This is a genomic window from Pseudomonas sp. WS 5059, from assembly GCF_012985525.1.
Taxonomy (GTDB): Bacteria; Pseudomonadota; Gammaproteobacteria; order Pseudomonadales; family Pseudomonadaceae; genus Aquipseudomonas.
In genome coordinates this window covers 88,642-107,852 of sequence record NZ_JAAQWO010000009.1, presented here as the reverse complement: position 1 = coordinate 107,852, position 19,211 = coordinate 88,642, and the positions used below count along the sequence as shown (strand labels likewise).

The 19,211-nt window shown below is 61.9% G+C and carries 16 protein-coding genes and 3 tRNA genes; 1 reads left to right on the top strand and 18 read right to left on the bottom strand.

All coding sequences use genetic code 11. The features are described 5' to 3' along the window. Positions 1-177 precede the first annotated feature (177 nt). The gene (locus tag HBO12_RS24370) at positions 178-1,461 is read left to right on the top strand and encodes an NAD(P)/FAD-dependent oxidoreductase (RefSeq protein ID WP_170043453.1); all 1,284 of its coding nucleotides are present in this window, start codon (positions 178-180) and stop codon (positions 1,459-1,461) included. A gap of 164 nt (positions 1,462-1,625) precedes the next feature. Here the strand turns inward: HBO12_RS24370 and HBO12_RS24365 are convergent. The 18 genes from HBO12_RS24365 to leuD all read right to left on the bottom strand — a co-directional run bounded on the left by HBO12_RS24365 (position 1,626) and on the right by leuD (position 19,208). Next, positions 1,626-1,702, bottom strand: a tRNA-Asp gene (locus HBO12_RS24365). Positions 1,703-1,807: 105 nt separating this feature from the next. After that, positions 1,808-1,884: transfer RNA gene (locus HBO12_RS24360), tRNA-Asp, on the bottom strand. A gap of 55 nt (positions 1,885-1,939) precedes the next feature. After that, positions 1,940-2,015 (bottom strand) — tRNA-Val (locus HBO12_RS24355). A gap of 107 nt (positions 2,016-2,122) precedes the next feature. Beyond that, on the bottom strand, positions 2,123-2,887 hold the full coding sequence (locus HBO12_RS24350) for an SDR family oxidoreductase (protein WP_170043540.1): 765 nt from the start codon (positions 2,885-2,887) through the stop codon (positions 2,123-2,125). Positions 2,888-2,898: 11 nt separating this feature from the next. Continuing rightward, positions 2,899-4,110: an O-succinylhomoserine sulfhydrylase gene (locus HBO12_RS24345; RefSeq protein ID WP_169953475.1), complete on the bottom strand. Its 1,212-nt coding sequence runs from the start codon at positions 4,108-4,110 to the stop codon at positions 2,899-2,901. 66 nt (positions 4,111-4,176) lie between these two features. Further along, complete coding sequence (gene purF / locus HBO12_RS24340) at positions 4,177-5,682, bottom strand: amidophosphoribosyltransferase (RefSeq protein WP_169953473.1); 1,506 nt, start codon at positions 5,680-5,682, stop codon at positions 4,177-4,179. A 41-nt stretch (positions 5,683-5,723) separates the two neighbouring features. Further along, positions 5,724-6,281 carry a CvpA family protein gene (locus HBO12_RS24335; RefSeq protein WP_170043452.1) on the bottom strand — a complete coding sequence of 186 codons (558 nt, stop codon included), beginning with the start codon at positions 6,279-6,281 and terminating at the stop codon, positions 5,724-5,726. A gap of 243 nt (positions 6,282-6,524) precedes the next feature. After that, entirely contained in the window at positions 6,525-7,184 is a 660-nt protein-coding gene (locus HBO12_RS24330; protein WP_170043451.1) for an SPOR domain-containing protein, read from the bottom strand. Continuing rightward, positions 7,168-8,475 carry a bifunctional tetrahydrofolate synthase/dihydrofolate synthase gene (gene folC, locus HBO12_RS24325; RefSeq protein ID WP_170043450.1) on the bottom strand — a complete coding sequence of 436 codons (1,308 nt, stop codon included), beginning with the start codon at positions 8,473-8,475 and terminating at the stop codon, positions 7,168-7,170. Before folC ends, HBO12_RS24330 begins: the two co-directional genes overlap by 17 nt. Continuing rightward, on the bottom strand, positions 8,472-9,392 hold the full coding sequence (accD, locus tag HBO12_RS24320; RefSeq protein ID WP_038442050.1) for an acetyl-CoA carboxylase, carboxyltransferase subunit beta: 921 nt from the start codon (positions 9,390-9,392) through the stop codon (positions 8,472-8,474). Before accD ends, folC begins: the two co-directional genes overlap by 4 nt. Before the next feature lie 244 nt (positions 9,393-9,636). Beyond that, the gene (locus HBO12_RS24315; RefSeq protein WP_170043449.1) at positions 9,637-10,269 is read right to left on the bottom strand and encodes a phosphoribosylanthranilate isomerase; all 633 of its coding nucleotides are present in this window, start codon (positions 10,267-10,269) and stop codon (positions 9,637-9,639) included. Positions 10,270-10,333: 64 nt separating this feature from the next. Further along, positions 10,334-11,158, bottom strand: a complete 825-nt coding sequence (gene truA, locus HBO12_RS24310; protein ID WP_169953538.1) for a tRNA pseudouridine(38-40) synthase TruA — start codon at positions 11,156-11,158, stop codon at positions 10,334-10,336. Between the two features lie 238 nt (positions 11,159-11,396). Further along, the gene (locus HBO12_RS24305; protein ID WP_170043448.1) at positions 11,397-13,946 is read right to left on the bottom strand and encodes a FimV family protein; all 2,550 of its coding nucleotides are present in this window, start codon (positions 13,944-13,946) and stop codon (positions 11,397-11,399) included. A 162-nt stretch (positions 13,947-14,108) separates the two neighbouring features. After that, on the bottom strand, positions 14,109-15,119 hold the full coding sequence (locus HBO12_RS24300) for an aspartate-semialdehyde dehydrogenase (protein WP_170043447.1): 1,011 nt from the start codon (positions 15,117-15,119) through the stop codon (positions 14,109-14,111). Between the two features lie 239 nt (positions 15,120-15,358). After that, entirely contained in the window at positions 15,359-16,471 is a 1,113-nt protein-coding gene (asd, locus tag HBO12_RS24295) for an aspartate-semialdehyde dehydrogenase (protein WP_169953460.1), read from the bottom strand. Between the two features lie 64 nt (positions 16,472-16,535). Then, positions 16,536-17,618: a 3-isopropylmalate dehydrogenase gene (gene leuB / locus HBO12_RS24290; protein ID WP_169953458.1), complete on the bottom strand. Its 1,083-nt coding sequence runs from the start codon at positions 17,616-17,618 to the stop codon at positions 16,536-16,538. Between the two features lie 51 nt (positions 17,619-17,669). Beyond that, on the bottom strand, positions 17,670-18,434 hold the full coding sequence (locus HBO12_RS24285) for a class I SAM-dependent methyltransferase (protein ID WP_170043446.1): 765 nt from the start codon (positions 18,432-18,434) through the stop codon (positions 17,670-17,672). A 129-nt stretch (positions 18,435-18,563) separates the two neighbouring features. Continuing rightward, positions 18,564-19,208 (bottom strand): 3-isopropylmalate dehydratase small subunit, encoded by a 645-nt coding sequence (leuD, locus tag HBO12_RS24280; RefSeq protein WP_169953454.1) that lies wholly within the window; start codon positions 19,206-19,208, stop codon positions 18,564-18,566. Between the last annotated feature and the right edge of the window lie 3 nt (positions 19,209-19,211).

Genomic DNA, 19,211 nt, shown 5'->3' with positions numbered 1-19,211 from the left:
GGCGGCATTCTACGGAATTCCCGAGGGGTGTCAACACCTTTTTTGCAGCTAAGCCTATGAATATGCGAATTTTTTATTTTTTATTGGCGCCGCTGCTTTTTCCGGGTGGCTGGCAGGGCATTTTCAACTGAGGTAGGATCGGCGCACTCGTAAAAAATATAAAACAGAGGTTCCAGTATGGCGAACACCCCCTACCCCCAGTCCTATTACGCCGCGTCCGCCAATGCGGTACCTCCCCGGCCAGTGCTGCAAGGTGAAGTCGAAACCGATGTGTGCGTGATCGGTGCGGGCTATACCGGGTTGTCGAGCGCGCTGTTCCTGCTGGAGAACGGCTTTCGTGTGACGGTGCTGGAAGCCGCGAAGGTAGGTTTCGGTGCATCCGGGCGCAATGGTGGTCAGATCGTCAACAGCTACAGCCGTGATATCGATGTGATCGAGCGTAGCGTCGGCCCCCAGCAGGCACAGCTGTTGGGGCAAATGGCATTCGAGGGCGGCAGGATCATTCGTGAGCGGGTCGCCAAGTACCAGATCCAGTGCGATTTGAAGGACGGCGGTGTATTCGCCGCGCTCAATAGCAAGCACATGGGCCACCTGGAGTCGCAGAAGCGCTTGTGGGAACGCTACGGCCATACTCAATTGGAACTGCTCGACGAGCGGCGCATCCGCGAGGTGGTGGCCTGTGAGAACTACGTGGGCGGCCTGCTGGACATGAGTGGCGGGCATATCCATCCGCTCAACCTGGCATTGGGTGAAGCGGCAGCCGTGGAGTCCCTGGGTGGCACGATCTACGAACAGTCCGCCGCCGTGCGCATCGAGCGTGGCGCCAACCCTGTCGTCCACACCGCCCAAGGCAAGGTGAAGGCCAAATTCATCATCGTCGCCGGCAATGCCTACCTGGGCAACCTGGTGCCCGAGTTGGCAGCCAAGTCGATGCCTTGCGGCACCCAAGTGATTACCACAGCGCCCCTGGGTGATGAGCTGGCTAAAAGCCTGCTGCCCCAGGACTTCTGCGTCGAAGACTGCAACTACTTGCTCGACTACTACCGACTGACCAGCGACAAGCGCCTGATCTTCGGCGGTGGCGTGGTGTATGGCGCGCGGGACCCGGCGAACATCGAAGCGATCATCCGGCCGAAGATGCTCAAGGCCTTTCCACAATTGAAGGATGTAAAAATCGACTACGCCTGGACCGGCAACTTCCTGCTAACCCTCTCGCGCCTGCCCCAGGTCGGCCGCATCGGCGACAACATCTACTACTCCCAAGGCTGTAGTGGCCACGGCGTGACGTATACGCACCTGGCAGGCAAGGTACTGGCCGAAGCCCTCAGGGGCCAAGCAGAACGTTTTGATGCGTTTGCCGACCTGCCGCACTACCCGTTCCCGGGCGGCCAACTGCTGCGCACGCCATTTGCGGCGCTGGGCGCGTGGTACTACGGGCTGCGGGACAAGCTGGGTTTCTGATCGATACCCTGTAGGAGCCGGCAAGCCGGCTCCTACAAGTTGCATCATCAAATCGCAGACACAAAAAACCCCGGTCTTTCGACCAGGGTCTTTGCTATCGATCCAATCAAGCATAAAGCTCTTCTTGGCGCTCTCAGGGCGTTCAGTGGACCCTGGAACAGATATGGCGCAGCGGACGGGACTCGAACCCGCGACCCCCGGCGTGACAGGCCGGTATTCTAACCGACTGAACTACCGCTGCGTATCGCTCAGACTGCCGAAGTGTCACCTTCAACCGCCTTCAAACATCTGACTGAGCAGCCTTGGCTGTTCAATCTCAAATCCGAAAAATCGGACCTGGAAAATATGGCGCAGCGGACGGGACTCGAACCCGCGACCCCCGGCGTGACAGGCCGGTATTCTAACCGACTGAACTACCGCTGCGCGTCGGTGCAACCTTTAACGTTGCGTCTTGCCCTAGGGCAAAACTCTCAAGAAGTGGTGGGTGATGACGGGATCGAACCGCCGACCCTCTGCTTGTAAGGCAGATGCTCTCCCAGCTGAGCTAATCACCCTTTGCTTCGTTGAGGCCGCGAAATTTACGCAGGTAGCGGACCTAAGTCAAGAGCCTGCTTGAAGTTTTTCTGAAAAAGACAAAATCGCTTCAAGACCGCTCCCCGCTCTACTCGCTGTAAATCATCTTCTTGCTCATGCCACCATCCACCACGAACTCTTGCCCGGTGACAAACCCCGCGCTACGCGACAGCAGCCATGCCACCATGGCCGCCACATCCTCAACCGTGCCTACCCGGCCCGCAGGATGCTGCGCATGATCGGCGTCACTCAGTGGCTCTGCACGGCGCGCAGCGGGATCACGGGCGTCGATCCAGCCAGGGCTGACGGCGTTGACCCGCACCTCCGGCCCAAGACTGATGGCCAGCGCGTGCGTCAGGGCTAACAGGCCGCCCTTGCTCGCCGCATAGGCCTCGGTGTCCGGCTCCGACTGCCGGGCCCGGGTCGAGGCCAGGTTGACGATGGAGCCACCATGGGCCCGCAGATAAGGTGCGCAGTGCTTGGCCAGCAACATCGGCCCACTGAGGTTCACCGCCAGCACCCGGTTCCAGTACGCCAGGTCCAGGCTATCCAGCGTGATATTGCGCGGATCGGCCACAGCAGCATTGCACACCAGCGCATCCAGGCGCCCGAACTGGCCCAGCACCTCGGCAACTCCCAGCGCCACCTGCTGCTCATCGGCCACATCCATGGTGATAAACCAGGCGTTATCGCCCAGCACCTTGGACACCTTGGCGCCCCGCTCGCGATCCAGGTCGGCCAACACCACTTGCCAGCCTTCGCTGACCAACCAGGCCGCGATCCCCAGGCCGATACCCCGCGCCGCGCCTGTCACCAACGCGACCCTGCCATTACTGGCGCCAGCCGCCTCCAGGGACCACTCGATCACAAGGCAGCCAGCCCGCGAGCCAGGTCGGCCTGCAAGTCAGCCACGTCTTCCAGCCCCACCGCAACGCGGATCAGGCTGTCGCGGATACCGGCCGCCTCACGCTCCTGAGGGGCCAGGCGGCCATGGGAAGTGGTGCTTGGATGGGTAATGGTGGTCTTGCTATCACCCAGGTTGGCGGTGATGGAAATCAGGCGCGTGGCGTCGATAAAGCGCCATGCGCCCTCCTTGCCACCCTTGACCTCGAAACTGACCACCGCACCGAACCCACGCTGCTGACGCTGGGCCAGTTCGTGTTGCGGATGGCTCTTCAAGCCGGCGTAGTGGACTTTCTCGATGCCGTCCTGCTGCTCCAGCCACTCGGCCAGGGCCTGGGCGTTGGCGCAATGGGCCTTCATCCGCAGGCTGAGGGTTTCCAGGCCCTTGAGGAAAATCCAGGCATTGAACGGGCTCAGAGTCGGGCCAGCGGTACGCAAGAAACCCACTACTTCCTTCATTTGCTCGCCACGGCCGGCCACCACGCCGCCCATGCAACGCCCCTGGCCGTCGATGAACTTGGTGGCCGAATGCACCACAATATCTGCGCCCAGCTTCAGCGGCTGCTGCAAGGCAGGCGTGCAGAAGCAGTTATCCACCACCAACATCGCACCTTTGGCGTGGGCCACTTCGGCGAGGGCGGCGATATCCACCAGCTCTGCCAAAGGGTTGGACGGCGATTCGACGAACAGCAATTTGGTATTGGCCTTGATGGCCCCATCCCAGGCAGAAAGGTCCGCCAGCGGCACGTAGTCGACTTCAATGCCAAAGCGCTTGAAGTACTTCTCGAAGAGACTGATGGTCGAACCAAACACACTGCGCGACACCAACACGTGGTCACCGGCACTGCACAGGCTCATGACCACCGCGAGGATGGCCGCCATGCCAGTTGCCGTGGCGACGGCCTGCTCTGCCCCCTCCAGTGCCGCGATGCGTTCTTCGAAAGCGCGTACCGTCGGGTTGGTGTAGCGGGAATAGACGTTACCCGGCACTTCGCCAGCAAAGCGTGCCGCCGCGTCTGCCGCAGTGCGGAACACGTAGCTGGAGGTGAAGAACATCGGGTCACCATGCTCACCTTCCGGCGTGCGGTGCTGGCCGGCGCGCACAGCCAGGGTATCGAAAGCCACGCCATCGAGGTCGCTGTCCAACCGACCGGCATCCCATTCCTGACTCATGCTGCCACTCCTTCACTCAATTCTTTATTTAAGATACAAAACCGGCCCCTCAGGGCCGGTAGTCACTCAGTTGTTGTACAGATCGATGATCGCGCTGACCGCCTGGGTCTTGATCTTGGAGGAGTCGTTACGCGCCTGCTCGATCTTGTTCAGGTAAGCCTCGTCGACGTCACCGGTCACGTACTTGCCATCGAAAACCGCGCAATCGAAATGCTCGATCTTGATCTTGCCGCCGCCAACCGCTTCGATCAAGTCAGGAAGATCCTGATAGATCAGCCAATCAGCGCCGATCAGGTCAGCCACATCCTGGGTCGAACGATTGTGCGCAATCAACTCGTGGGCGCTCGGCATGTCGATGCCGTACACGTTCGGGTACCGCACCGCAGGCGCAGCGGAACAGAAGTACACGTTCTTCGCCCCGGCTTCACGGGCCATCTGGATGATCTGCTTGCACGTGGTACCCCGCACGATGGAGTCATCCACCAGCATCACGTTCTTGCCGCGGAACTCCAGCTCGATGGCGTTGAGCTTCTGGCGTACCGACTTCTTGCGAGCCGCCTGGCCCGGCATGATGAAGGTGCGGCCGATGTAGCGGTTCTTGACGAAACCTTCGCGGAACTTGACGCCCAGGCGAGTGGCCAGCTCCAGCGCGGCAGTACGGCTGGTGTCCGGGATCGGGATAACCACGTCGATATCGTGCTCCGGACGCTCGCGCAGGATCTTCTCGGCGAGCTTCTCACCCATGCGCAGGCGCGCCTTGTACACCGAGACACCGTCGATGATCGAATCCGGACGCGCCAGGTAGACGTGCTCGAAGATGCATGGGGTGAGTTTCGGGTTGATCGCGCACTGACGGGTATGCAGCTTGCCGTCTTCGGTGATGTACACCGCTTCGCCCGGCGCCAGGTCACGCACCAGGGTGAAACCCAGCACATCCAGGGACACGCTTTCGGAGGCGATCATGTACTCGACGCCTTCGTCGGTATGGCGCTGGCCGAACACGATCGGGCGGATGCCGTGGGGGTCGCGGAAACCGACGATCCCGTAGCCGGTGATCATTGCCACGACCGCGTAGCCACCCACGCAGCGGTTGTGCACGTCAGTCACGGCGGCGAACACGTCTTCTTCGGTCGGCTGCAACTTGCCGCGCTGGGCCAGTTCGTGGGCGAACACGTTAAGCAGCACTTCCGAGTCGGAATTGGTGTTGACGTGGCGCAGGTCAGATTCGTAAATCTCCTTGGCCAGTTGCTCAACGTTGGTCAGGTTGCCGTTGTGCGCCAAGGTAATGCCGTATGGCGAGTTGACGTAAAACGGTTGAGCTTCGGCCGAAGTCGAGCTACCGGCAGTCGGATAACGCACATGGCCAATGCCCATGTGCCCGACCAGGCGCTGCATGTGACGCTGATGGAACACGTCACGTACCAGGCCATTGTCCTTGCGCAGGAATAACCGGCCGTCGTGGCTGGTCACAATACCGGCAGCGTCCTGGCCGCGGTGCTGGAGGACGGTTAGCGCGTCATACAGCGCCTGATTGACGTTCGACTTACCGACGATACCGACGATGCCACACATGCGACGCAACCCCTACTTAATGAATCTTGACTGAACACTACTTACTGCGGCGTGTTGCCCGGCAAGAGGTGCTCCTTGAACGGAAGATCAGCGGGTACGCTGATTCCGCTGGCCAGCCACTGACTGCTCCACCCCAATATGAGGTTCTTGGACCAGTCTGCAACTAATAGAAATTTTGGCACGAGACTCGACTCCTGCCACCACGAATCCTGCTGTACCGGGCCCAGGCTCAACAGCCCGACCGCAATAACCACCAGCAGCGCGCCACGCGCGGCACCGAAGGCCATGCCGAGAAATCGATCGGTCCCGGAGAGGCCGGTGACACGTATCAATTCGCCGATAAGATAATTGACCATTGCTCCCACCAGCAGCGTGGCGATGAACATGATGGCGCAGCCCGCGATGACACGAGCCGAAGGTGTTTCGATATAACCGACCAGGTAAACGGCCAGGGATCCGCCGAACATCCAGGCGACGACTCCTGCAACGATCCAGGTCAGCAGCGATAATGCTTCTTTGACGAAGCCGCGGCTTAGACTGATCAATGCGGAGATGGCGATGATGGCTACGATCGCCCAATCAACCCAGGTAAATGGCACAGTGCAGCCTACAGACGGATAAGGCGGCGCATTTTAGCAGAGCGCCGGGCTATCGGTAAGCGGTGTTTGGTGGTCCATTGCAAATCAATGGGTTGTGGCAAGCTACGACCATCTCAAGACAGACACAAACCAATGTGGGAGCGGGCTTGCCCGCGATAGCGGTGTGCCGGCCAACTAAAATATCGGCTGGCGCACCGTCATCGCGGGCAAGCCCGCTCCCACACTGAGACCGCATTGGCAGAATCAGCCGCGCTCTGGCTGGAAGCGCACCACAAAACCTTTCAGGTTCTGCTGGCGACCCAACAGGTCACGCAGGCGGTCCGCCTCGGCGCGCTCGATCAGCGGCCCGACAAATACCCGGTTCTTGCCATCGGCAGTCCGGATATACGCGTTATAACCCTGGCTGCGCAGGGTTTTCTGCAAGGCTTCGGCACTTTCGCGATTGGACAGGCTGGCGAGTTGCACCGACCAACTGATCGGCAAGCCATTCGGATCAATACGACTTTGCCCCACATCAGGCTTGCCCGGGGCTGCCGGCTGCGGCGCCACTGGCTTCGGGGCCGGAGCAGGTGTAGCAGGCTTGGCCGCCACCACCGGTGCAGGAGCAGGCTTTACCACCGGCACACTCGGCTGGATCGGCGCCGAAGGTGCTTGCTGTTCGGCAATTTCCGTATCAGTCGGCACCGGCTCTTCCTCGGGCAACGCCTGCGGCTCAGGCACCACCACTGGCTCGACCTGGACCTGCGGCATCACCGGGGCCTGGGGCGCAGCCGGGGCCTCAACCGTGACCTGGCGCTGCTCGTCCTGGCGAGAAAACAGCATCGGCAGGAAAATCACCGCCAACGCCACCAATACCAGGGCTCCGACCATTCGCTGCTTGTATGCGCTATCCAGTAATGCCATGTGCAGCTTCCTCCGTGGAGCGCCGGGCCAACCACTCAAGCGCCTCGGCAACACAATAAAATGATCCGAACAACAGAATCTCGTCCTCGGCCGTTGCCACCGCGCATTGAGCCTCCAATGCAGCGGTTACGCTTGCATGGGACGTCACCGTCGCGCCAAGGTTCTGCAACACCGCCTGCACATCATCGGCCGTACGGGTGCGCGGCGTATCCAGCGGGGCGACTGCCCAGGCTTGCACACTGCCCAGCAACGGCGCGACCACACCATCCAGATCCTTGTCCGCCAGCAGGCCGAACACCGCCAGGCGCCGACCCGCTGGCACTTGGCCGGCCAAACGGCGTGCCAGGTACTGTGCAGCATGCGGGTTGTGCCCAACATCCAGCAACAGGTTCAAGCGCTTGCCTTGCCATTCGAACGAACGACGATCCAGGCGCCCGACCACCTGCGTACGCTGCAAGGTATCGGCGATCTGCGCGCCATTCCACGGCAGATCCAGCAACAAGTAGGCCTGCAGCGCGAGTGCCGCGTTTTCCATGGGCAGGTTCAGCAGCGGCAGGCCGTGCAACTCGACGCCCTGGCCCCGCGTATCGACACCGCGCCACGACCATTGGTCACCAGACACCTCCAGGGCAAAATCACGGCCCCGCAGGAAAAACGGGCAATCCAACTCGCGCACCTTGTCCAGCAAGGTATGCGGCGGATCCAGGTCACCACACAAAGCCGGCTTGCCCTGACGGAAGATCCCGGCTTTTTCATAGGCCACGGATTCGCGGGTATCGCCCAGGTAATCGGCATGATCCACACCAATACTGGTGACCAACGCCAGGTCGGCATCCACCACATTGACGGTATCCAGGCGACCACCGAGGCCGACTTCCAGCACCACCGCATCCAGCTGTTCACGCTCGAACAGCCAGAACGCGGCCAGGGTGCCCATCTCGAAATAGGTCAGGGAGATTTCGCCACGCCCGGCATCCAGCGCCGCGAACGCTTCGCACAACTGCTCGTCAGTGGCTTCGACGCCGTTGAGTTGCACGCGCTCGTTGTAACGCAGCAGGTGTGGCGAGCTGTAGACGCCAACCTTCAAGCCCTGGGCCTGCAGCAACGCCGCGACAAAGGCGCAGGTAGAGCCTTTGCCATTGGTGCCAGTGACCGTGATCACCCGTGGCGCAGGCCGACCCAACCCAAGGCGGGCCGCTACCTGTTGCGAGCGCTCCAGACCCATGTCGATGGCTGACGGATGCAACTGCTCAAGGTAGGCGAGCCATTCGCCCAGGGTTCGTTGGGTCATAGGTTTGCAGGCACCGGCGGCACAACGATGGGTTCGACCTTGGGCGCGACGTACACTGGTGTCGGCAAGCCCATCATCTGTGCCAGCAGGTTGCCCAGGCGCGGACGCAGTTCGGAACGGGCGATGATCATGTCGATGGCGCCGTGTTCCAGCAGGAACTCGCTACGCTGGAAGCCTTCGGGCAGCTTTTCACGCACGGTCTGCTCGATCACGCGTGGGCCGGCAAAACCGATCAGCGCCTTGGGCTCGCCGACGATTACGTCGCCCAGCATCGCCAGGCTGGCGGAAACGCCGCCGTAGACCGGATCGGTCAGCACCGAGATGAACGGGATGCCCTCTTCACGCAGACGCGCCAGCACCGCAGAGGTCTTGGCCATCTGCATCAGCGAGATCAGCGCTTCCTGCATCCGTGCACCACCGGAGGCGGCGAAGCAGATCATCGGGCAACGGTTTTCCAGGGCGTAGTTGGCGGCGCGTACAAAGCGCTCACCGACAATGGCGCCCATGGAGCCACCCATGAAGGAAAACTCAAACGCCGACACCACTACGGGCATGCCCAGCAGCTTGCCACTGACGGAAATCAGCGCGTCTTTCTCGCCGGTCTGCTTTTGCGCAGCGGTCAGGCGGTCCTTGTACTTCTTGCCGTCGCGAAACTTGAGGCGGTCCACCGGCTCCAGGTCAGCGCCCAGCTCGGCACGGCCATCGGCGTCGAGGAAGATGTCGATACGGGCGCGGGCGCCGATACGCATGTGGTGGTTGCACTTGGGGCAAACGTCCAGGGTCTTTTCCAGCTCCGGGCGGTACAACACCGCGTCGCAGGATGGGCACTTGTGCCATAGACCTTCAGGAACCGAGCTTTTCTTCACCTCGGAACGCATGATCGAGGGGATCAGTTTGTCTACTAACCAGTTGCTCATGCTTTCTTTCTCCAGTACCGGTGGCTTGAACACAGCCCCGCGTATGCCCTTGAGCTAAATTCATTGATGTGGCGATAACAATCACAGGACGGGGTCAGACGTTCGACCAGCCATTTCCTGCACCTGCCCTCAGCCTTCCAGACAACCCGCCAGTGCGTGGCTGCCACTTCATTGGCGCCGCCCGAGGGCAACGCCGGCCTGTTTTACACAGTGGTAGTTACTGACGGCGGCAGACTGCCAGCCGTCACATCGCGCCACTGCTGCTGCGCACTGCCTGCATGAATGCGTGAATCTTGCCAGGATCCTTGATGCCCTTGGCCTGCTCCACCCCGCCGCTGACGTCGACGGCATACGGGCGAACCTGGGCAATGGCCTGCGCCACATTGCCAGCGTTCAAACCGCCCGCCAGGATGATCGGCTTGCTCAAGCCCTGGGGAATCAGCGCCCAATCGAAAGCCTCGCCTGTACCACCGGGAATGCCCTCGACATAGGCATCGAGCAATATCCCACTGGCCCCGGCGTAGGCGGCGCAACTGGCGGCGATATCGTCACCGGCCTTGACCCGCAACGCCTTGATATACGGGCGATGGTAGCCGGCGCAGTCCTCCGGGGTTTCGTCGCCATGGAACTGCAACAGGTCCAGCGGCACGGCATCCAGGGTTTCATTGAGCTCGCAGGCGCTGGCGTTGACGAACAGCCCCACCGTGGTCACGAACGGCGGCAAGCCGGCAATGATCGCCCGGGCCTGCTGCACCGACACCGCGCGCGGGCTCTTGGCATAAAACACAAAACCAATAGCGTCAGCCCCCGCCTCGACTGCCGACAGCGCGTCTTCCATGCGGGTAATCCCGCAAATCTTGCTGCGAACGCCTGACATATCGTCAAAACCTCAGGGGGCTGTCCAGGAAAGTCCCGGATGGTAACAAATGCTTTTCCGGGCGTCAGCCGCCAAGTTCAGTGAAACCTGTGAGGAAGTGTGGCCCGATGAAACGCTGCGGCAGCTCGAACTCATCTCGGTACTCCACATCCACCAGATACAGGCCGAACGGGTGCGCCGTCACCCCGCCGGTCCGCCGCACCCGGCTCTCCAGCACTTCCCTGGCCCACTCCACCGGGCGCTCGCCAGTACCAATGGTCATCAGCACCCCGGCGATATTGCGCACCATATGGTGCAGGAACGCCCCGGCGCGGATATCCAGGACAATCATCTTGCCGTGACGTGTCACCCGCAGGTGGTGGACTTCCTTGATCGGCGACTTCGCCTGGCACTGCCCGGCGCGAAAGGCACTGAAGTCGTGGATCCCCACCAGATGCTGGGCCGCCTCGGCCATGCGCTCGGCGTCCAGCGGGCGGTGGTTCCAGGTGATTTCTTCGTTCAAGTGCGCCGGACGGATCTGATCGTTGTAGATCACATAGCGGTAACGCCGGGCAATGGCCTTGAACCGCGCATGGAAGTGCGCCGGCATGACTTTGGCCCAACTGACGCTGACATCGTGGGGCAGATTGATATTGGCGCCCATGACCCACGCCTTCATCGAACGCTCGGCCTGGGTGTCAAAATGCACCACTTGCCCGCAGGCATGCACGCCCGCGTCGGTGCGCCCTGCGCACATCAATGAAACCGGCGAGTCGGCGACCTTCGACAGGGCCTTCTCCAGGGTTTCCTGCACAGTCGGCACGCCAGAGGCCTGGCGCTGCCAGCCGCGATAGCGCGAACCTTTGTATTCCACGCCCAGGGCGATTCTGAAAAAGCCGGCGGCCGCCATTTCGGCGGCCGCGTTATCTATATTTGCCAAGAGCTGAGAGCCTGATAGTTGCGCAAAGGCGGCCATTATAAAGTGCCGGGCCTGGTCCTGGGGCATTTTGTGGGAGCTGGCTGGCCTGCGATAGCCTCGCCTCAATTCTACCGAAGGACCGAGTCGCCTCTATCGCGGCCAAGCCCGGCTCCCACCTTTGAATGCAAAACGGCGACCCGAAGGCCGCCGCTGCGTTAATTGCCAGTAATCACGCCAGGCGGCTAAGCATTTCCTTGGCTTCGCTGCGTTGGCCGTCGTCGCCTTCGGTGAGGACTTCGGCCAGGATGTCACGTGCACCACCCTCATCGCCCATGTCGATATAGGCCTGGGCCAGGTCGAGCTTGGTGGCAACTTCGTCGGTGCCCGACAGGAAGTCGAACTCCGGCTCATCGTCGCCCTTGGCGGCATCTTCAGCGGTGAAGCTCGGCTCGATCGACGGGCTTTCCAGGCTCTGGGACAGGCGCTCCAGCTCGGCGTTGACATCGTCAAGCTCGGAGGTGAACGCATCAGGCTTGTCCGATGGCGCAGGTTCGTCGGCCAGGGACAGGTCGAAGTCTTCCGGCAGGTCAAAATCTTCCAGCGCGGCGGGTGTCAGGGTCGGCGGCTCTACCGGTGGCAGGTCCTTCATCTCTTCTTCCAGGCCCGAGAGGAAGTCGTCGTCGGACTGGGAAGCCGGTGCATCCAGTTGCAAGTCGAGATCAAAGTCAGACAAGTCGTCCTCGCTGGCCTTGGCTTCGGTCTGCTGCTGCAAGACCGAGTCGAAGCTCAGGTCATCGACCTCGGGGGCGACCACCGCCGGCGACGCCGCCTCGAGGTCGTCCAGGCTCAGGTCGAAGTCGGTGTCGAACGCATCGGTTTGAGGCGTGGCGGCAGGCGCCGGTTCTTCCTGGAGCAGATCCTTGACGTACTGCGCATCCAGCGCGGCAGCGGCGACTGCAGCACTCACGCCCGCAGCCAGCACGGCCATGGCCGGGTAGCGATTTTTCAACAGTTCGACCTGGGCGTGGTTCTCGCCATTGGCGACCAGTTGGCGCTCCTGGGTCACGAAACCATCCTTGTCGCCCTGCTGGCCGTAGACCTCCAGGAGTTTGAGGCGCAGATCGCTGCGCTTGGGCTCCAGCTTGATCGCTTCTTCCAGCACCGCAGCGGCCTGGTTCAAGTGACCACGGTCCAGATGGGACTGGGCCTGGGCCAGGGCATCAGAGGAACCGGGCTCGATGATGGGCTTGCTCGGCGGCGCCATGCTGGTCGCAACTGCAGCTACAGGCGCCACGGCAACCGGAGCTGGAGCTGGAGCTGGAGCTGGAGCTGGAGCTGGAGCCAGCTTGACGTTTGCCGCCGGGACTTCAAGGCCTTCGAAGCTATCGAGCGACAAGTCTTGTTCAAGTTTTGCGGAAAACTCTGGCTCTTCCGCCAGCGCCCGCGCCATGCGTAGGTGTTTTTCCTCTTCCAGGCGCGCATTGCGATGACGTGCCCACAGCAGCAGGAGCAACAGCACCAAGAGGCCGGCAGCGCCGCCGATCACCCCGAGAACAATGGGGTTGGTCAGCAGGTCATTGAATTTGCCTTCGGCGCTGGCCTCGGGCGCAGGCTCAGCCGGGCTTTGCACGGGCGCAACCACCGGCGTTTCGGCCGCCGGAGCAGGCGCAGTCGGCGCCGCAGCCAGTTCGGCAGGTATTACCGCCGGTTGCGCTGGGGCGCCGCCTTCGGCCTGCAATTTGGCCAATTGGTTGTTCTTCAGTTCGATCAGCCGCTGCAGCTTGTCCAACTGACTTTGCAGGTCAGACATGCGGCTTTTGAGTTCTTCGTTTTCGCGGCGGGTCGAATCCAGGCTTTCCTGGGTCACGGCCAACTTGTTGTTCAGGGCCTTGCTGTCACCTGCGGCGCCTTTGACGCCGGCCTTGGCGGCCTCAGCCGAGACCAGGCTCAGGTTGTCCTTGGCGGCCGTTTGCGACGGCGCTGCGCCAGCCTGGGCGCGCTTGGTGGCGTCCAGTTGCTGACGCCCCGCTGCTTGATTAACGGCACCGCGACGCCCCTGGCGCCAAGCCGCATTCTGCGCGGTCACTTCGGCAATCGCCTGGGGTTGCGGCAGGCTGGTGCTTTGTACCGGATCCGGCAGGCGCAATACCTGGCCGGTCTTCATACGGTTGATATTGCCGTCGACAAAGGCGTCCGGGTTCAGCGCCTGGATCGCCAGCATGGTCTGCTGGATCGAGCCGCCATTGCGGTTTTTCGCGGCGATTTCCCACAGGGTGTCGCGAGAAGTCGTGGTGTGTTCAGCCGCCTTGGTCACGCTGGCAGCAGCCGGCGTGGCAAGGCGCGGCGCTGGGGCAATGACCTCTGGAGCCTTTTGCTCGAACTTGGCCGGGTCCAGCAAGACGCTGTAGTCCCGCATCAACCGGCCATTGGGCCATTGCACCTGCAACAAGAAGCGTACGTAGGAGTCGGGCAACGGCTTGCTGGAGGTGACGCGCACCACACTGCGGCCACTTGGGTTGAGCACCGGGGTAAAGGTCAGCTCATCGAGGAACGCCTGGCGATCGACACCCGCATCCACAAAGGCCTGGGAAGACGCGAGGCTGGGCACGATATCGGAGGCGCTGAGCCCGCCCACATCGAGCAGCTCGATCTCCACCGACAACGGCTGGTTCAACTTCGACTTGAGGGTCATCTCCCCAAGTTGCAGCGCTTGCGCCATACCGGAGGACAGCGCCGAGACGGCCGCTATTGCTAACACCAGTTTGCGAACTTGAACCATAGCCTCATCCTTTGTTTGAACACTCCTCGGCCCGCGAGAAGGTTGGGTACCGCTGCCATTCGGCATGGCGAGCCGATAGGTCACCGACGCGCAACTTTTCCTGCATGGGGCCAAGCATAGCGCTTGGCTAGAATCAATCTACAAATTGCCGCCAAGTATCTTTTACACAAGGTGTTTTATCAACAACTGTGCCAGTTGCACCGCGTTAAGCGCCGCGCCTTTGCGTACGTTATCTGACGTCAGCCACAAGTTTAGTTCCGCCGGGTCATCAATACCGGCCCGCACCCGACCCACGTAGACCACGTCCTGACCGACCGCATCCCCAACAGCGGTGGGGTAATCGCCCTCTTCCACCAGTTCGATGCCCGGCGCCGCCTCCAACACGCGATTGACTGCGCCAAGGTCCACGGCCCCCGCCAGTTGCAGGGACACGCTCAGGCTATCGCCAAAAAACACCGGAGCTTGAACGCAGGTTGCGGAAATCTTCAGTAAAGGTAATTCAAGCAGGCTACGCAGTTCGTGGACCAGGCGTTTTTCGAGGGCGGTGTGGCCCTGCGCATCCGGCGTGCCGACCTGGGCCAGCAGGTTGAAGGCCATCTGCCGATCAAAGAACTTGGGCTCCAGGGGCCGCACATTCAGCAGCTCGGCGGTTTGCCGGGCCAGTTCGCTGACGGCTTCACGGCCCTGGGCAGACACGGCCAGGTTGGCGGTGACGCTCACGCGCTGGATGTCCAACAGGCCGCGCAACGGTGCGAGCACCACCGCCAGGTGGGTGGCGCAAGGGCTTGGGCTGCCCACCTGGAACGGCTTTTTCAAGCCGTCCAGTACCTGGGCATTGGCTTCCGGCACCACCTGGGGCGCCTGTTCGGCGGGCAGGGCGCCGGACAGGTCGATCAATGAGCAACCGGCTGCCGTGGCGCGCGGCGCGAAACTCAGGGTGACCGCCGGGCCTGCGGCGAAGAAGGCCAGTTGCACCTTGCTGAAATCGAACTCATCGACTTCCCGTACCCGCACGTTCTTGCCGCGAAACGGCACCGACGCGCCGGCCGACTCGCTGCTGGCCAGCAGGTGCAGGGCGCCTACCGGGAACGCCAGTTCTTCGAGGATCTGCACCAGGGTTTCGCCCACCGTGCCGGTGGCGCCGATCACGGCGATATCAAAGGTCTGGGTCATGGAGGCTGCCTCGGGCATTGCGGGGGGAGCGGCACTTTACCGGGTGGTGGGGGGTGAGGCAATTGGCCTGGGGTTTGTGGTGTGGCGCGGGCCGTCATCGCGGGCAAGCCCGCTCCCACATTTGGATTTGTGAACACATTCAAGTGTGGGAGCGGGCTTGCCAGAGATGATGGCCTCAGGCGCAATAAAAAACCCGCGCCTGTCACCAGAACGCGGGTTTCTTCAACACCACTAAGCGATCAACGCTCCAGCAGAATCCGCAACATCCGACGCAGCGGCTCGGCCGCGCCCCACAGCAATTGGTCACCTACAGTGAAGGCGCCCAGGTACTGGGTGCCCATGTTCAGCTTGCGCAGACGGCCCACCGGTACATTCAGGGTGCCGGTGACCTTGGTCGGGCTCAGCTCCTGCATACTGATATCACGGCTGTTGGGCACCAGCTTGACCCATGGGTTGTGCTGGCTGATCAGCCCTTCGATATCGGCGATCGGCACGTCTTTATTGAGCTTGATGGTCAGCGCCTGGCTGTGGCAGCGCATGGCGCCGATCCGCACGCAAATACCGTCCACCGGGATCGGGTTCTTGAAGCGCCCGAGGATCTTGTTGGTCTCGGCCTGGGCTTTCCACTCTTCGCGGCTCTGGCCGTTCGGCAGTTCCTTGTCGATCCATGGGATCAGGCTGCCGGCCAAGGGCACGCCGAAGTTCTCGGTCGGGTAGGCTTCGCTGCGCATGGCCTCGGCCACACGGCGGTCGATATCGAGGATCGCACTGGCCGGGTCGGCCAGTTGATCGGCGACGGCCGCGTGAGTCGCGCCCATCTGCTTGATCAGCTCGCGCATGTTCTGCGCGCCGGCACCGGAGGCCGCCTGGTAGGTCATGGCACTCATCCACTCCACCAGCCCGGCTTCGAACAGGCCACCCAGGCCCATCAGCATCAGGCTGACGGTGCAGTTGCCACCGACATAGTTCTTGGTGCCGGCGTCAAGTTGCTGGTCGATGACCTTGCGGTTGACCGGGTCGAGGATGATCACCGCGTCGTCCTGCATACGCAGGCTGGACGCTGCATCGATCCAGTAGCCCTGCCAGCCGGCTTCGCGCAGCTTGGGGAAGACTTCACTGGTGTAGTCGCCGCCCTGGCAGGTCAGAATGACGTCGAGGGTCTTGAGCTCTTCAATGTTGTAGGCGTCCTTGAGCGGGGCGATATCCTTGCCCACGGACGGCCCTTGGCCACCGACATTCGAAGTGGTGAAAAACACCGGCTCAATAAGATCGAAATCCTGCTCTTCCAGCATCCGCTGCATGAGCACGGAACCGACCATACCGCGCCAACCGATCAGACCTACACGTTTCATCGCAACTACACCTTGTTAAAAAGTGGGCCGCCTTGCAGCAACAACTGCAAGCGGGCCCGAGAGATTACAGATTCCGCAGCGCGGCGACTACTGCGTCGCCCATTTCCTGCGTCCCGACCTTGGTGCAACCCTGCGACCAGATGTCGCCGGTACGCAGGCCCTGGTCCAGCACCAGGCTCACCGCTTGCTCGATGGCATCCGCCGCTTCGCTGAGGTTGAAGCTGTAGCGCAGCATCATCGACACCGACAAAATGGTCGCCAGCGGGTTGGCAATGCCCTGGCCCGCGATGTCTGGCGCCGAACCGTGGCATGGCTCGTACATGCCCTTATTGTTGGTGTCCAGGGACGCCGACGGCAGCATGCCGATGGAACCGGTGAGCATCGAGGCCTGGTCGGACAGGATGTCGCCGAACAGGTTGTCGGTGACGATCACGTCGAACTGCTTGGGCGCACGCACCAACTGCATGGCGGCGTTGTCGACGTACATGTGGCTGAGTTCGACGTCCGGATAGTCCTTGGCCACTTCTTCGACAATCTCGCGCCACAGCTGGCTGGAGGCCAGGACGTTAGCCTTGTCCACCGAGCAGACCTTCTTGCCGCGCACGCGGGCCATGTCGAAACCGACACGGGCGATACGGCGGATTTCACTCTCGCTGTACGGCAGGGTGTCGTAGGCCTGGCGCTCGCCATTTTCCAGCTCGCGCACGCCCCGTGGCGAGCCAAAGTAGATACCGCCGGTCAGCTCACGCACGATCAGGATATCCAGGCCCGCCACCACTTCCGGCTTGAGGCTCGACGCGTCGGCCAGTTGCGGGTAGAGGATTGCCGGGCGCAGGTTGCCGAACAGGCCCAGTTGCGCACGGATTTTCAGCAGGCCGCGCTCCGGACGGATGTCACGTTCGATCTTGTCCCATTTCGGCCCACCCACGGCGCCGAGCAGCACCGCGTCGGCAGCACGGGCACGGTCCAGGGTTTCGTCGGCCAGGGGCACGCCATGCTTGTCGATGGCAGCGCCGCCGATCACGTCGTGACTCAGTTCAAAGCCCAGGCTGTACTTGCTGTTGGCCAATTCCAGGACCTTGACCGCTTCGGCCATGATTTCCGGACCAATGCCGTCGCCAGGGAGAATCAGAATCTGCTTGCTCATGGGTTCCTCATTTCATCAAGCGACCCGCCCTCGGGCAGGTCGGGAAAATTATTAGCGTTCGGCCCAGACCACCAGCACGTCGGTGCTGAAGGTGCCATCGGCTTGAATCTCAAAATAATCGCGCACTTCCTGGCCCATCGCCTTTTGCAGCTCCAGGATCGCGGCGCGCAATACCTCTGGCGTGCGCATGCGCTCGACCCACGAGGTGTATTCCAGGCGCAGGCGCTGGCGATTGCTGTTACGTACATGCAGGCCGGCTTCGCTGAGCTGGCGCATCCACTCGCCGGCGGAATAATCGCGCACATGGCTGGTGTCGCGCAGCACCTCGACGGTTTGCAGGTAAGTGTCCAACAGCGGGCTGCCCGGTGACAAGACATCGACAAACGCCGCTACGCCGCCCGGCTTGAGCACCCGGCGCACTTCGCGCAAGGCCTGGCCCAGGTCGCTCCAGTGATGGGCCGAGTAGCGGCTGAACACGAAGTCGAACTCGCCATCGGCGAACGGCAGGCGCTCGGCGGCGCCGTGCCGGGTACGAATATTGTCCAGGCCACGCTCTGCGGCAACGGCGGCGACCACGTCGAGCATCTGCTGCGACAGGTCGTAGGCCACCACTTCCTTGACCAGCGGTGCTACGTGGAAACTCACGTGACCGGCGCCACAGCCCAGGTCCAGCAGTCGTGCAGCGCCCTGCCCGGCCAGTTCGGCCTGCAGCAGTGCGAATTCGCTGCCCTGGGCGTGCACGGCACTGCTCAGGTAGGCCGAGGCCTGTTCGCCGAATTGTTTTTGCACGACTTGGGTGTGGGCGGTGTTGGTCATGGTGGCTTTCCTCAGGTTTTGGGGTGGCTGTACGGGCGCTATCGCAGGCAAGCCAGCTCCCACAGTTGGAATGCATTCCAGTGTGGGAGTCGGGCTTGCCCGCGATGGGGCCCGCACGGTTACCGCAAATCAGGCATCACGAAACAACCAAGGCTGGCTGGCCCGGTGCTTGGCTTCAAACGCGGCAATTGCCTCGCCGTCCTGCAAGGTCAGGCCGATGTCGTCCAGGCCGTTGATCAGGCAGTGTTTACGGAAGGCATCCACTTCAAAGTGGTACACCTTGCCATCCGGACGGGTCACGGTCTGTGCAGCCAGGTCGACGGTCAACTGGTAGCCCACGTTGGCTTCCACTTGCCCGAACAACTCGTCCACTTCGGCATCGCTCAGGATGATCGGCAACAAGCCATTCTTGAAGCTGTTGTTGAAGAAGATGTCGGCGTAGCTCGGCGCGATGATGCTGCGAAAACCATATTCTTCCAGGGCCCACGGCGCGTGTTCGCGGCTGGAGCCGCAACCGAAGTTTTCCCGGGCCAGCAACACGCTAGCGCCCTGGTAGCGCTCGGCGTTGAGCACGAAATCCTTGTTCAACGGGCGCTTGGAGTTGTCCTGGTAGGCGTAGCCCACGTCCAGGTAGCGCCACTCATCGAACAGGTTGGGGCCAAAGCCGGTGCGCTTGATCGACTTCAAGAACTGCTTGGGGATGATCTGGTCGGTGTCCACGTTGGCACGGTCCAACGGCGCGACCAGACCTGTGTGTTGGGTAAAAGCTCTCATCGG